Origin of the sequence: Myroides sp. A21 (genome assembly GCF_000807225.1) — a bacterium.
Classification (GTDB): domain Bacteria; phylum Bacteroidota; class Bacteroidia; order Flavobacteriales; family Flavobacteriaceae; genus Flavobacterium; species Flavobacterium odoratimimum.
In genome coordinates, this window is the sequence record NZ_CP010327.1 from 2930542 (window position 1) to 2944550 (window position 14009).

Genomic DNA, 14009 nt, shown 5'->3' on the forward strand with positions numbered 1-14009 from the left:
AATATGTTTTATATCAGTGAAGTATCATTAGAACGGCCATCGCGATATCTTTCTAAATTACAAGAACAGACTTATGATATATTGTCTAAGCTTTCTATGGATTGGCAAAGAGTTGAAACAGAGGAGGCAATTACAATGGAAGATTGTTTGTTGATTAATGAGAGGCTAGATATGAATATGGTCAAAACACTTTTTTTGTGCAATAGACAGAGAACAGTGTTTTACCTATTCGTTACATTAGGAGACAAACCTTTTAGTAGTAAAGAGTTTAGTGAAGCTTTAAGCATCTCTAGGGTTTCGTTTGCACCAGCAGAGATGCTATACGAAAAGATGGAGACCAAGGTAGGAGCAGCATCTATATTTGGATTATTAAGAGAATCAGCTAGTGATATTCAATTAGTATTTGATCAAGATGTTTTGGATCAGCCTTTTTATGGTTGTAGTGATGGAACTACTACTCATTATTTGAAATTGTATACAACAGATATAATTAATAAGTTAGTTCCTTTTTTAAATAGAGATTTACTAACGATTAAACTATAATTATGGAAGATCAATTATATCAAAATGTAGATTTGGTTCAGTTTTACGACTATGATAACTTATGGGAGAATGAAGAGAGATATGTACAACTAGCAGAAAAAGTAAAGTCAGTTTTAGATTTAGGATGTGGAACAGGGCGGTTAGCTAGTGCTTTAGCTGAAAAAGGAAAAGATGTAGTAGGAGTGGAGTATGCTCAAGCGATGCTAGAAAGGGCAAAGAAAAGAAGTTCAGAAGTAAAATGGGTACAAGGAGATGCAAGAACTATTCGTTTAGAACAAAAGTTTGATTTGATTATTTTATCAGGACATGTCTTTCAGGTTTTCTTGACGAAAGAGGATCGTTTGGCCGTTCTAGAAACAATCAAAGTACACTTAAATGAAGGAGGTAGGTATATCTTTGATAGTCGGAATCCGTTAGTGAAAGATTGGTTAACGTGGACAAAAGAGGAGTCTATACGTCAATTTAAACATCCTTTGCATGGGCAAGTCACCGCATGGAATACGTATGAAGGAGATGCAAGAGCATTGACTTATACGACTTATTATAGTATTGATAATACACAAGAGAATTTTAGTTCACAATCTACTATTGCTTTTCCTAGTTTTAATGAGATAGGACTATTAGTAGCTGATGCTGGACTAGGAATAGCAGAAGTATTTGGTGATTGGGAATTGAATAGATATAATGAGTATAGTGAGGAAATAATATGGTATGGATATGCCTAACAAAATGAATTAAATGGAAGCAAAGGAATTAAAGCAAATAGCCCATAAATATGCAAAATCAGTTGAATTAAATGATTTTGTTGCGTATGGAAGTGTTGCCGCTGCTATTGAGACTATAGACGGAAATGTATATACAGGTATTAGTATTGATACTGCTTGTTCTATGGGGTTCTGTGCAGAGCATGGGGCTATAGCAGATATGCTAAAGCATGGAGAAAATAGAATAAGACGGGTAGTAGCTATAACTGAGAAGGGAGAAGCTGTGCCTCCTTGCGGAAGATGTAGAGAGTTTATGACTCAATTAGCACAAGAAAATGAAAACGCGATCGTAGAAGTAGAAGATGATCACTATGTAACTTTAGGTTCTCTTATGCCTTATGATTGGAAAAAAGGAATGAATAGAAAATGGTAAGTGGATAGCTTACTATTCGATTATAAAAGACTTTAGTATGTACTAGAGTCTTTTTTTATGTCTTACTAGTACTTTGTTTGCGTTGAGGTAAGTTGTGTTTATTTCTATATTGTCTGTTTTATTATACGAATTGTAGATTGAATGTTTTTATATTCTAATAATTCGATATTAAAGTAAGTTTATTTGGTGTAAAAATTACAATGTGTGATTTTTTAACAAATACACGAAATTGAAATTGTTAAATGTTAGTTATAAAACCTGTTTATTCACGTATTGTGAATTTATTTTGAGTTTTTATTTTGGATAATTCACAGATGTCGATATATATTTGTCAAAAATATAAATGTATTAATAGTCGAAATGAAAAAACAAACTCTATTTAGTCTCCTATTTTTAGGAATGTCTGCAGTTAGCCTTACTGCTTGTTCTTCTAGTGATGATATACAAATTACTGAAGAAGCACAAAATAATTCTAAAATGTTTGGTAAATGGGAACTTGTAGAAAAAGCAGAGTTAGATGTAGATGGTAGAATAGTAAAGGAGACTTTGGCAAGTGATTTAAATGTACCTGCTCAGACAGTAGATTATTATAAAGGAGGCATTACTATTCAAACAGATTATTCAAATCAAAAAGATAGTCAAGGGAATTATTACAATGAAAGGTCTCCTAGACAATGGATGTTAAGCGGAAACAAATTGTACTTAGGTATCAGTAAATCATTAGAGCAAAATGCTGAACAGATTTATGATATTCGAGTATTAAGTCAGGATCGATTAATTATTGAACGAAAGATAGATGTAAAAGATGGTAATCGTTATACTTCTAATGTAAGCAGTATTAAAATTATCTATAAAAAAGTAAACTAGTCTTTTATTACTCTTAAGCATTAGCACCTTACCGTAATTATTATAATGTGGGTAGTAAAAAGATTCTGTAAATAATAAGTAATATAACTTTAAAAAACAGTTGTCAAAACGAGAGTGGAGATAGCTGTTTTTTTTTGTTTTTTAGGTTATACAAGAAGAAGAAAGAAAAAAAGAACGTTTTGAGGCTATAGAATAAGTGATTTTTAAATACTGTATATATACTTTAAAGGTATATGTCTATTTTATTTATTACTGTTGATAGATGTGATATATCTAAACTAAATATGTTGTTTTATCTTAATTTAAGAAGTAAATAAATACTGTGTTTTTTAAAATAGAAATTTGTAATAACTATTTTTATTTTTTCTTTATTTAGTAAAATATTTGGTTTTTTGCGTAAATCTATGTTATTTTTTTAGCCTAAAGGAGGCTAAACCTTCTCAAGGTTTACTTTTTTTGGTTTATTATTTTTTATTCTTCTTAATAAATTGTTACAATTCATTGTTAATTATATATTCGATTTATTGTAGGGACTTTTGTCTTGCTTTTTGAATGTGTTGACCTTATAAATTTGCCAAAATTTACAAAGCAAACGATTATGCAACAAAAATTACTTTTATTATTTATTTCAATCACATTGTGTTTTAATTTTATTTCTTGTTCTAGTGATGATGTGCAGATTAGCCATCAAGGTAAAAATAAAGCACTATTAATAGGTAAGTGGAAATTAGAAAGTAAAAAATATTATGATAGATGGGGAGGCGCCATTGCAGGAGAAGTAGATAGTACTTGTTGTCCTCCACAGACACTAGAGTTTCATAGACATGAAATTATGATTCAAACTGATTTTTACAAAGAAAGTGAAGACACTGATATCATATGTGATGAGCGCTCTCCTTTTCAGTGGTTTATGATAGAGGATAAATTGTATTTAGGAGTAGGAAAAGAGGTGAATACAGATGATTATCAGGATTATGATATTCGTGTGTTGACAGATGAAATATTAGTATTGGAAAGAAGTATAAATGAATATGACAAAGAGCCATTCTACTCAAATGCTAAATTTGTTAGAATCACTTATAATAAAATACATAGCTATTAAGGTAGAATATTGACGTATATCTTTGGGGATTTTGTAGTATGGCATACTTTAGTAGTAAATTTAAGATTTGATAATTTATAATAAATGGATAGATTGATTGATGTACAGACTGTCTGTCATGGTCGGTATCAAATTTGGACTGCTTTAGTAGAAATGAGAATGTCACATTGGGTAAATACTTTTGTTATTAGAGATGCAATAACTCATGAAGCTGTATTAGATACTGGATCAAATACTTGGGATTTAGAAAACTATAGAGAAGAAAACAATCAGTTGATTTTGATTTTTAGGATATATCCAGAAGGAAATGTGTCCTACACCTTGACTGTTGATTTTGATCTCCAAAAAATTATTTATGAAGGACAATTATATGATTTTAATTCTTTAAATACTATTATAAGGAAAAGAAAGAATAAATAGTTTTTAAATAAAATGGAACTTATTATAATTAACAGCTGTTTCACAATTAGGCAAGTGTATTTAGATAAGAAAATAGTATCTTTCAAGCTGTAAATAGAGGGTTAAACAATATATGGGACTACAGATAGGAGGTATAGTAATAGATAAAAATTATCAATCTGATTTGGAAGGGTTAGAAGTAATACTAAAAAGTAAGTTAGTACATGAAGAAGAAGTTACTTTTAAGAAGGCTACTGTTAGTGATAAGGAATCAGATATATTAGATATTTGTTTTTTAGAGGATGCTACTTTAGTTTTGGTATCGATAGGTATGGCTTCGCTAGTGTATAAAGCTTCTAAGCAGAAGGTGATGTCTTTCGTTATAGATGAGGAGATGATGTCGTTTAACCTTCATTATACAGAGAATGGTTTTTTGATTAGAACAGTGCTAGAAGTAGAAGGAGAGGTTGTAGAAAGTCTAGGTGAACCATTGGAATATGAAGAGGTAGAAGAAAGTAAAATAGAACTAATATATCATCTAATAGAGGATATAATAGGTGAATATTTGTGGGATATAGAACCTCAGGAAAGATGTATGCGTTTTGGGTTAAAAGAAGATAAGGTAGAAGACGAAATATTTGTTACGAGCTCTTCTATACCTACTTTTGAATTCGAAGATCTAGGGGATGAAGAATATTCTTGTGATGAAAACAAAGTGGTCAATATGAATGAAGAAATCACTAAAGTTAAAAGGCAAAAGAAGTCGTCAATTATAAAGCAAGTTATAAAAGGATTAGGATTAAAGAATTAATCCTAATTTGATTTAAATATAAAAGGGAATCTACACGGTAGATTCCCTTTTATATTTATTCTTTTTTCTCAACTGGTTTGTTCTTGTTGATTTCATCTTGAAGTTGACGGCGTATTCTTTGTTCGCGTTCAAGAGAAGATTTTCTTAATTCTTCAAGTTCTTCTTCTGTCTCAGATAATTTTCTGTTTACTTCTCTGATTTCAGAAAAGCTTCTTTTAAAGCGATAGTATATTATTCCTAAAACAATAATTAGTATACCTATAATAGCCCATATAATCGTCAAGAAAGTTGATTTCTCTGAAGATATTCCTAAAACTTCAATATTCTTTGTAGTAGTTAATGAAGTTGAAAGAGAATCTCTAGTTATTTGTAACTGCGATGTTAAGCTTTCAACAGATTCTTTATGTTCTAAAGAAGCATCTTTATTATTAGCAATAGTTAGATGTAACTTAGTAAGAGAGTCATTTACATTTTTTTGTAATTGGTGCAATTTTTCTACCTCGACAATTTTAGACTTTTGCCAGTTTGTTGATTCGTTTAGTAAAGTATTAAATTGATTATCTATTGTATTTGTTCTTTCTTGTGCAAAGCTCGCCAAACTAATTGCAATTAAAGCAACAGTAAATGTGAATTTATTTCTCATCTATATTTTTTATTCTCGTATCTTCAGAGTGACACTTGTTAATATAATTTATTTAGCCCTTTCTTGTAAAATCTTCATTGTAGAAAATATCAAAACTAAAAAAGTGAATAGTACAATAACTTTTTACTCTTTGAATACTTTTAAAAATTATAGAAAGAATAAAGAACTATTATTTTATTTAAGACCTTTTTGGTTTTGTTTACATGTGCAATATATAAAATGTTTAGTATTATCTAAAATTGTTTTAAAATTCTAATAAAATTGAATGTAAATACTTCTAATGTTAGATATCAATATGCTTATTTGTATAAAAGTTGTGTTATATTGAATAAAATTGAAGATATTTAAAATATTTAAATTTTATTGTAGTAGCAATTTTTGAATTTTAGAGGGAATAAAAGTTAAAAAGTGCCATATAATTATGTAGTACAAAAATAAAAGTTAATCTTCTTTCTTTTTAAAGAAGCTTTAGAATCATTGTATTTGTTCCTATTTAGACTTTTAAATGGTTTTAATTTTAGCAATGCTATAGAGCTATTTAGTACCATTTTTTAGAACTTTGATGAATATTTATTTTTGTAATATTTATAAGAAAGGTTTAGTATTATTACTAATAATAAAAAAGTCGCTGTTAAAAACAGCGACTTTAAGTGTCCTAAATAGGATAGAATTATTTTTTATCTGTAACAATAGTTCCGAAAGGTAATGTCGGTTTTATGAATGTCCTATCTGTGTTACTTGCTTTTATGAATGTTAGGTTTCTTAGTGAGATCTCATGTAGTAATTTTGGTTCAGATCCATCTACAGGTTCAGTCCATCTAGATTTGATAACTATTTGCCCTTTAGGTGCAACCCAATATTCTTCTAATTTATTTGGGTTGTTAGTATTTGATCCAGGTATGTCTCCTTCGTACTCACATACTTGATTTAGATTAATACCTGTACGACTATATTGTTTTATACTAAGTAGTCTTTTATCGTTTAGTTCTATAATACTTTCAGCCGTAGCTTCTGTTGGAAGATCATCTTCAGTGATATTCAAGATAAGAGCTTCTTTGTCTTTTAAGTTATATAATGAGTTGTTACAATTAAAATTGTTTAGACCATTACCATTGTTATTATCAAACTTAAAAGCTAAAGTTCTATTTGCATAAGTTGTAGATCCAAAAGTCATCTGATCATATTTAATACTAGTGTCTCCTTGATTAAAATGTATATTTAATAAAGAAAACGTGTACTGATAAATTAGGTTGACGCTATTATCAGTTGCTGTTGTATTATTATTAACCTGTACTGTTCTATCTATGATGACTGTTCCACCTGGAGATGCAGGTATACTCTGAATGACAGAAGGAGTAGCTGGAGGAGGAAGGTTACATATAGATGTGCCTTCTACTTTATCAGTATACTTTCTATAATCTAAGCTAGTATCTGTTCCACTAATCTCTACTCTAGCTCTATTGATAGTTTCATCTCTCATGATGTTATCAGCATCAATAACAAGTATTAGTGCTTCATCATTCTGAAGTTTGTAGAAAATCTTATCAGCTCCTGGTGTAGTACATCTCTGTACAGCAGTTACGTTGTTAAAATCAATGTCTTTATAAACTAGATTACCATCATCACAAGAGGTAAGTAAAAACATAAAAGATATACCTGTAAGGGTAAAAAACTTTTTCATCAGTCGTGAATATATTATTGTATACAGCAAAAATAGTTTTTTTATTGCTATAAAATAGTTTGCATGGGTATATTATAATTTTTTATTATTATTTCTGGGTCATTTTTTACATTTTAGATGGTGTATTCAATGCTTATTAGGGATATAAAAGGAGTCAATAAAAAAAATGACTGTCTTTTTTATGCACAAATAGTATTTGTCTATATTTGAAAATGTTAATGTAATCGTAATAAACTCTTGTTATCACATGAATAATTCGACAGTAAAAACTAATTATCCTGCACTATATACTTTAGTTACGGTATTCTTCTTTTGGGGATTTTTTGGAGCAGGTAATAGTATTTTTATTCCATTTTGTAAAGCTTATTTCCACTTAGATCAATTTCAATCTCAATTAATTGATTTTGCTTTTTATACAGCATATTATTCAGGAGCTTTGATTTTGTTTATTTTAAGTACTATTAAGGGGAAGGATCTCGTAACAAGTTATGGTTATAAGAAATCAATTGTATTTGGTCTGCTGTTTTCAGCAATAGGGGCAGGATTAATGATTTGGGCAGTGAATGTAAATATTTACACTGCTTTGTTGATTGGGTTATTTGTAGTAGCTCTCGGTTTTTCGTTACAACAGATAGCGGCTAATCCTCTAGTGATTTCTGTAGGAGATCCTAAGACAGGGACGAGTAGAGTGAGCTTAGGGGGAGCGGTTAATTCACTGGGAGGAACTATAGGGCCATTGTTAATGGCGTTTGCTTTATTTGGAAGTACAGTCGCACTAACTGATGATCAAATACAACATCTGAGTCTGTCGAGTATGACAATGTTATATGCGGGAGTAGGAGCTCTTTTTGTAATTGCGGCAATGTTGTTTAGATTCTCAAAAAAAATACCTGATGGAGTGCGTATTGAGCCTATGGAACCAGCAAAGAAAGCAATAGGAACTTTAGTTACGATGACACTACTATTAATAATGATATATATTCCTGTATTTAATACCTATAGTCAATCAGCTAATGAACCAGTAGAATTATTGGTTAAAGAAAAGGAAGTTTTGAGCAATAAAGAAGTAGAGGCTTCTCAGTTAGTTGAAAAAGAGAAAGCAATCACTTTTTTAGATACTCAAATTGTTGAAATTAAAGAAGGGTTAGATAATAAACGAATTATGTTACTTTCGGCAGCTTTAGTGGTGATAGGAGGAAGTATTGGCTTTGCTTATCGAAGCAGTAGGAGAAATCAACAAGGTTGGGGAGCGATGCAATATCCACAGTTGCTTTTAGGGATGTTTGGTATTTTTGCATATGTTGGGGTAGAAGTAAGTATCGGAAGTAATTTAGGAGAGTTACTTAAGCTAGAAGAGTTTGGTAATCTCCAATCTTCTCAGATAACTCCTTATATATCGATGTATTGGGGAAGTTTGATGATTGGGAGATGGGCTGGTGCTGTGAGTGTATTTAATTTGTCTAAAGGGAAGCAATTATTAGCAATGATTGTTGTTCCATTTTTAGCTTATTTTGCTGTTCTTGGGGCTAATTATTTGGCAGGTAATGATGTAACACCTTTGTATTACTATTCTGTTTGTGTGGTTTTACAAATTGTATTAACGTATTGGGCAAAGAATAAATCAGCGAGAACATTAATGCTGTTTAGTCTTTTTGGATTATTAGCAATGTTAGTCGGGTTGTTCAGTACTGGTATGATTGCTATTTATGCTTTTTTAGCTGGAGGTTTGGCTTGTAGTGTATTATGGCCAGCTATCTTTAATATTGCTATTATTGGCTTAGGTAAATATACAGCTCAAGGGTCTTCTCTGTTAATCATGATGATATTGGGTGGGGGTATTATTCCTCCGATTCAAGGAAAAGTTGCTGATATACTAGGTATTCACCAATCATACATAGTTAGTTTATTGTGTTTTGCATATTTGTTAGCTTTTGGTATAGTGGCAAAAAAGGTGCTTTCTAAGCAAAATATACAGATAGATGATATTAATTAGATTGACTTTAGTAAGAGTTGTAATTACTAATACTTTTCACATATAGCGTGAAAAGATGTTAATTCTATTGTAGTAATAATATCAGTTTTTACTACATTTGCGATTACGTGACAATAAAAGACAAGACAAAACAACTCTTTTTTAGAAAGAGCATAACAATAACTTACCAACAAAAAGAAAATGAAACACGTTTATCTTGATAATGCTGCGACTACATCCGTACGTCCAGAAGTAATCGAAGAGATGGTTAATGTACTTAGAAATGATTATGGTAATCCATCTTCAACATATGCTATCGGTAGACACGCTAAAGCTTTAGTGGAGAATGCTAGAAAAGTAATTGCAAAGCAATTTAATGCAACTTCTTCTGAGATTATCTTTACATCTTGTGGAACTGAAGGTAATAACTGGATTTTGCGTTCTGCAATTCGTGATTTAGGAGTTAAAAGAATTATCACTTCTAAATTAGAGCACCACGCTGTATTAAATACTGTAAAACAATTAAGTGCTGAGTTCGGTACAGAATTAGTTTTCTTAGATATCCAACCTTCTAGTGAAATTGATTATAATCAATTAGAAGAATTATTAAAAGATGAATCTAAACTTACATTAGTAAGTTTAATGCACGTTAATAATGAAGTAGGGACAGAATTAGATTTAAAAAGAGTAGCTACGTTATGCGAAGCTCATCATGCATTATTTCACTGTGATACTGTGCAGTCTATTGGTAAAGCTAAAATTGATTTAGCAGAGACACCGATAGACTTTATTGTAGCTAGTGCTCATAAATTTCACGGACCAAAGGGGATTGGATTTGCTTTTATCCGCAAGAAGAATGTTTTAAAACCTGTGATGTTTGGTGGAGAACAAGAGAAAGGGTTAAGAGCAGGTACTGAAGGAGTACATCAAGTAGTAGGTATGGCTAAAGCTTTGGAAATGGCTTATGATTTATTAGAAGAAGAAAGAGCTCATATCACTAGTATCAAAGAATATTGTAAAGAAAGATTAGTAGAGGTATTTCCAGAAGTATGTTTTAATGGAAATAATGTAGGGTTTTACAATATCTTAAATGTATTATTACCTCTATCTGAGGAGAAAGCAGCTATGATGTTGTTCCAGTTAGACATGAAAGGAATTGCAGTATCTAGAGGAAGTGCATGTCAATCAGGAAGTCAAAAGCCTTCTCATGTATTGTCACAATTCTTATGTTCGGAAGACTTAAAGAAACCAAGTTTAAGACTTTCATTTGGGCATGAAAACACAAAAGAAGATATTGATGTTTTAATCGAAGTATTAAAAACAATCTAATCAGATTGTTGATCAAATAGAATTTAAATCCACTCTCAGAGAGTGGATTTTTTGTTTTAAAAACTCACAGGCAGTAATCTTAACTAAAAAAAGAGAAAAGTTCACCAAAAATAAGATTGCTTTACATTAACATTAGCGCTAAATTTGCAGAAACAACACAACATTTATGAGTTCAAATAATAGATACGCACTACGCGGAGTTTCTGCTGAGAAAGAAGACGTTCATAATGCAATTAAGAACATTGATAAAGGATTATTTCCAAAGGCATTTTGTAAGATTATCCCAGATCATTTAACTGGGGATGAGGATTACTGTTTAATTATGCATGCTGATGGAGCGGGTACGAAGTCTTCTTTAGCTTATATGTATTGGAAAGAAACTGGAGATATTTCTGTATGGAAAGGAATTGCTCAAGATGCATTAATCATGAATATTGATGATTTATTGTGCGTAGGAGCGACAGATAATATTATGCTTTCTAGCACTATAGGGCGTAATAAAAATCTAGTTCCGGGAGAAGTTATTTCTGCTATTATCAATGGAACAGAGGAATTAATTAATGAATTGAAATCTTTTGGAGTAACAATTCACTCTACAGGAGGAGAGACTGCAGATGTAGGAGATTTAGTTCGTACGATTATTGTAGATTCTACTGTGACTGCACGTATGAAGAGAAGTGATGTTATTGATAATGCTAATATTCAAGCAGGTGATGTTATCGTAGGTTTAGAATCATTTGGACAAGCTACCTATGAAAAAGGGTATAATGGAGGTATGGGAAGTAATGGATTAACATCAGCTAGACATGATGTTTTTGATCATTCTTTAGCAGCAAAATATCCAGAGAGTTATGATTCATCTGTGCCTGAAGAATTAGTCTATTCAGGAAAAGTACATCTTACTGATGTAGTAGAGGGATCTCCTATAGACGCTGGTAAATTAGTATTGTCACCTACTCGTACTTATGCACCTATTATTAAGTCAATATTAAATAAATATAAATCAGATGATATTCATGGGATGATTCACTGTAGTGGAGGAGCACAGACAAAGATTCTTCACTTCGTGGATAAATTACATATCATCAAAGATAATATGTTTCCTGTTCCACCATTATTTAAGCTAATTCAAGAGCAATCTAACACAGATTGGAGAGAGATGTATCAAGTGTTTAACTCAGGTCATCGTATGGAATTATACGTAAGACCAGAAGTGGCAGCTGATATTATTGCTATCTCAGAATCTTTTAATGTAAAAGCTCAGATAGTTGGTAGAGTGGAAGCTTCAGAAGAGAAGAAACTAACAATCACTTCTGAATACGGAACATTTAAATACTAAAAAAAACATACAATATAAAATGGCAAGATTGCTTTCTATCGATTTCGGTAAAAAACGTACAGGTATAGCTGTAAGTGATGAACTTCAAATTATAGCCTCTGGATTAACTACAGTTGATACAGAGCAACTATTGCCATTTCTAAAAGATTATTTTTCTAAAGAGAAAGTGGAGAAGGTGATTATTGGAGAACCAAAACGCCTAAATAATGAACCTTCTGAAGTAGTACCTTTGTTGAATAGTTTTATTGAAAAGTTTAAGACGTCTTTTCCTGATATGCCAGTTGAGAGAATAGACGAGAGATTTACTTCTAAGATGGCTTTTCAAACAATGATAGATAGTGGTCTTAAAAAGAAACAAAGACAGAATAAAGCGTTGATCGATGAGATAGCAGCGACTATAATTCTACAAGACTACATGAGAAGATAAATGTTTTTTAATTTTATGATTATTTAAGATTAGTTGTAGATAATTTCTCTTAAATAAAGATTAGTTTTGCATATAAATAAATCCGATATAATGTCAAGTATACAAAAATCAGAGGCTGATGTTGTTTTGGTAGGGGCAGGTATTATGAGTGCTACTCTTGGGGTCCTACTGAAAGAGCTGAAACCAAACTTAAAAATTGAGGTTATTGAGCGTCTCGACAGTGCGGCTGCCGAAAGTTCTGATGCAATGAATAATGCCGGAACTGGACACTCTGCGTTTTGTGAATTAAATTATACGCCTGAAAAAGCAGACGGTACAATAGATGCTTCTAAGGCAATCAATATTGTAGAGCAATTCGAAGTTTCTCGTCAATTTTGGTCTTATTTGGTAAATAAGGGTGTCCTTAAAAATCCAAGTAATTTTATCCATACTGTACCTCATATGAGCTTTGTGTGGGGAGAAGATAACGTAAACTATTTAAGAAAACGTTATAATGAACTTCAAAAATATCCATTATTCCAAGGAATGGAATTCTCTGATAATAAAGAGAAAATAAAAGAATGGGCTCCATTAATTATAGAGAACAGAAAAGAAAATGAAGTATGTGCTGCTACACATATGAATCTTGGAACAGATGTTAACTTTGGTGATCTTACTCGTCAGTTATTTGACCATCTAAAGAGTGAAGATGGAGTTAATATGACTTTTAATTGTGAGGTTAAAGATATCACAAAGACTGGTTCTGAATGGACTGTATCTGCAACAGATAGTAAAGGACAAAAAAAGGTAATCAAATCTAAATTTGTATTTGTTGGAGCAGGAGGTGGAGCGATTCTACTATTGCAAAAAGCAGATATTGCAGAAAGCAAAGGTTATGGAGGATTCCCTGTAGGAGGAGAATGGTTAGTATGTCGTAATCCTGAAGTTGTGAAAAAACACATGGCTAAGGTATATGGTAAAGCATCTGTAGGAGCGCCACCGATGTCTGTACCTCACTTAGATACTAGGTTTATTGATGGAAAGCATTCATTACTTTTTGGACCTTACGCTGGTTTCTCTACTAAATTCTTAAAAAGAGGATCATATTGGGACTTAATTAAATCACTTGAATTTAATAATATTGGTCCAATGTTAGGAGCAGGTCTTCGCAATATGGATTTGACCAAATATTTGATAGAACAAGTATTACAGTCTTCAAAATCTCGTTATGCAGCATTAAGAGAATATTATCCAGATGCTAAAGAGGAAGATTGGAAATTAGAAAAAGCAGGACAACGTGTACAAGTTATCAAAAAAGATAAAGATGGAAAGGGAATCTTGCAGTTTGGTACTGAAGTAGTAAGTGCTGCTGATGGATCAATAGCAGCTTTATTAGGAGCTTCGCCAGGAGCATCTACCGCAACTCCAATTATGTTAAAGCTTTTATCACAATGTTTTAAAGAAGAGTTTAAGTCTGCTGAATGGCAAGCTAAATTTAAGGAAATGATTCCTACTTTTGGATTAAAGCTAAATGAACATCCTGAACTAGTAGCAAGTACTAGGGATAATACAAGTAAGACTTTGAAAATATATCCATATAATTAATAAAAAAGCACTCTATATAGAGTGCTTTTTTATTAATTATATGTTAGTATTATTTGTTTAGAGAAATAATATTTTAGTTATAAAGGCAAAGAATGTATATAACTATTATATTTACATACTTTGTCCTTTTAGTTATATAATTATTATTATCTGAATAAATGTTTAATATGCAGAT

Annotated in this window: 14 protein-coding genes; 12 read left to right on the plus strand and 2 right to left on the minus strand. The window is 31.3% G+C overall.

What is annotated here, in order from left to right:
* The first annotated feature begins 3 nt into the window (after window positions 1-3).
* The 7 genes from MYRA21_RS13150 to MYRA21_RS13180 all read left to right on the plus strand — a co-directional run bounded on the left by MYRA21_RS13150 (window position 4) and on the right by MYRA21_RS13180 (window position 4859).
* Complete coding sequence (locus tag MYRA21_RS13150; RefSeq protein ID WP_006259098.1) at window positions 4-543, plus strand: YbaK/EbsC family protein; 540 nt, start codon at window positions 4-6, stop codon at window positions 541-543.
* A gap of 2 nt (window positions 544-545) precedes the next feature.
* Window positions 546-1268, plus strand: a complete 723-nt coding sequence (locus MYRA21_RS13155; RefSeq protein WP_006263437.1) for a trans-aconitate 2-methyltransferase — start codon at window positions 546-548, stop codon at window positions 1266-1268.
* 13 nt (window positions 1269-1281) lie between these two features.
* On the plus strand, window positions 1282-1680 hold the full coding sequence (locus MYRA21_RS13160; RefSeq protein WP_006259096.1) for a cytidine deaminase: 399 nt from the start codon (window positions 1282-1284) through the stop codon (window positions 1678-1680).
* Window positions 1681-2040: 360 nt separating this feature from the next.
* Window positions 2041-2547, plus strand: a complete 507-nt coding sequence (locus MYRA21_RS13165) for a hypothetical protein (protein WP_006261039.1) — start codon at window positions 2041-2043, stop codon at window positions 2545-2547.
* 598 nt (window positions 2548-3145) lie between these two features.
* Window positions 3146-3649, plus strand: coding sequence for a hypothetical protein (locus MYRA21_RS13170; RefSeq protein ID WP_006261040.1), 504 nt, complete (start codon window positions 3146-3148; stop codon window positions 3647-3649).
* An 84-nt stretch (window positions 3650-3733) separates the two neighbouring features.
* On the plus strand, window positions 3734-4069 hold the full coding sequence (locus MYRA21_RS13175; protein WP_039329340.1) for a hypothetical protein: 336 nt from the start codon (window positions 3734-3736) through the stop codon (window positions 4067-4069).
* A 112-nt stretch (window positions 4070-4181) separates the two neighbouring features.
* Window positions 4182-4859 (plus strand): hypothetical protein, encoded by a 678-nt coding sequence (locus MYRA21_RS13180; RefSeq protein ID WP_006265167.1) that lies wholly within the window; start codon window positions 4182-4184, stop codon window positions 4857-4859.
* 55 nt (window positions 4860-4914) lie between these two features.
* On the opposite strand, the gene MYRA21_RS13185 is transcribed toward MYRA21_RS13180, so the two are convergent.
* Together MYRA21_RS13185 and MYRA21_RS13190 are read right to left on the minus strand one after the other, a co-directional pair.
* The gene (locus tag MYRA21_RS13185) at window positions 4915-5502 is read right to left on the minus strand and encodes a hypothetical protein (protein ID WP_006259091.1); all 588 of its coding nucleotides are present in this window, start codon (window positions 5500-5502) and stop codon (window positions 4915-4917) included.
* A 670-nt stretch (window positions 5503-6172) separates the two neighbouring features.
* Window positions 6173-7183 carry a hypothetical protein gene (locus tag MYRA21_RS13190; protein WP_039329343.1) on the minus strand — a complete coding sequence of 337 codons (1011 nt, stop codon included), beginning with the start codon at window positions 7181-7183 and terminating at the stop codon, window positions 6173-6175.
* Between the two features lie 247 nt (window positions 7184-7430).
* Between MYRA21_RS13190 and MYRA21_RS13195 the strand changes: the two genes are divergently transcribed.
* The 5 genes from MYRA21_RS13195 to MYRA21_RS13215 all read left to right on the plus strand — a co-directional run bounded on the left by MYRA21_RS13195 (window position 7431) and on the right by MYRA21_RS13215 (window position 13834).
* The gene (locus MYRA21_RS13195; protein ID WP_039329345.1) at window positions 7431-9176 is read left to right on the plus strand and encodes an MFS transporter; all 1746 of its coding nucleotides are present in this window, start codon (window positions 7431-7433) and stop codon (window positions 9174-9176) included.
* 180 nt (window positions 9177-9356) lie between these two features.
* Window positions 9357-10484, plus strand: a complete 1128-nt coding sequence (locus MYRA21_RS13200; RefSeq protein WP_039329347.1) for a cysteine desulfurase family protein — start codon at window positions 9357-9359, stop codon at window positions 10482-10484.
* A 166-nt stretch (window positions 10485-10650) separates the two neighbouring features.
* Window positions 10651-11823 carry an AIR synthase related protein gene (locus MYRA21_RS13205; protein WP_006259084.1) on the plus strand — a complete coding sequence of 391 codons (1173 nt, stop codon included), beginning with the start codon at window positions 10651-10653 and terminating at the stop codon, window positions 11821-11823.
* A 19-nt stretch (window positions 11824-11842) separates the two neighbouring features.
* Window positions 11843-12250, plus strand: coding sequence for a Holliday junction resolvase RuvX (ruvX, locus tag MYRA21_RS13210; RefSeq protein ID WP_006259083.1), 408 nt, complete (start codon window positions 11843-11845; stop codon window positions 12248-12250).
* A gap of 87 nt (window positions 12251-12337) precedes the next feature.
* Window positions 12338-13834: a malate:quinone oxidoreductase gene (locus MYRA21_RS13215; protein WP_255420020.1), complete on the plus strand. Its 1497-nt coding sequence runs from the start codon at window positions 12338-12340 to the stop codon at window positions 13832-13834.
* Window positions 13835-14009: the final 175 nt, after the last annotated feature.

Coding starts and splice junctions, on each gene's coding strand:
- MYRA21_RS13150 (WP_006259098.1), top strand. CDS start 4: ATGTTTTATATCAGTGAAGTATCATTAGAACGGCCATCGCGATATCTT.
- MYRA21_RS13190 (WP_039329343.1), bottom strand. CDS start 7,183: ATGAAAAAGTTTTTTACCCTTACAGGTATATCTTTTATGTTTTTACTT.
- MYRA21_RS13185 (WP_006259091.1), bottom strand. CDS start 5,502: ATGAGAAATAAATTCACATTTACTGTTGCTTTAATTGCAATTAGTTTG.
- MYRA21_RS13195 (WP_039329345.1), top strand. CDS start 7,431: ATGAATAATTCGACAGTAAAAACTAATTATCCTGCACTATATACTTTA.
- MYRA21_RS13160 (WP_006259096.1), top strand. CDS start 1,282: ATGGAAGCAAAGGAATTAAAGCAAATAGCCCATAAATATGCAAAATCA.
- MYRA21_RS13175 (WP_039329340.1), top strand. CDS start 3,734: ATGGATAGATTGATTGATGTACAGACTGTCTGTCATGGTCGGTATCAA.
- MYRA21_RS13155 (WP_006263437.1), top strand. CDS start 546: ATGGAAGATCAATTATATCAAAATGTAGATTTGGTTCAGTTTTACGAC.
- MYRA21_RS13180 (WP_006265167.1), top strand. CDS start 4,182: ATGGGACTACAGATAGGAGGTATAGTAATAGATAAAAATTATCAATCT.
- ruvX (WP_006259083.1), top strand. CDS start 11,843: ATGGCAAGATTGCTTTCTATCGATTTCGGTAAAAAACGTACAGGTATA.
- MYRA21_RS13170 (WP_006261040.1), top strand. CDS start 3,146: ATGCAACAAAAATTACTTTTATTATTTATTTCAATCACATTGTGTTTT.
- MYRA21_RS13200 (WP_039329347.1), top strand. CDS start 9,357: ATGAAACACGTTTATCTTGATAATGCTGCGACTACATCCGTACGTCCA.
- MYRA21_RS13165 (WP_006261039.1), top strand. CDS start 2,041: ATGAAAAAACAAACTCTATTTAGTCTCCTATTTTTAGGAATGTCTGCA.
- MYRA21_RS13205 (WP_006259084.1), top strand. CDS start 10,651: ATGAGTTCAAATAATAGATACGCACTACGCGGAGTTTCTGCTGAGAAA.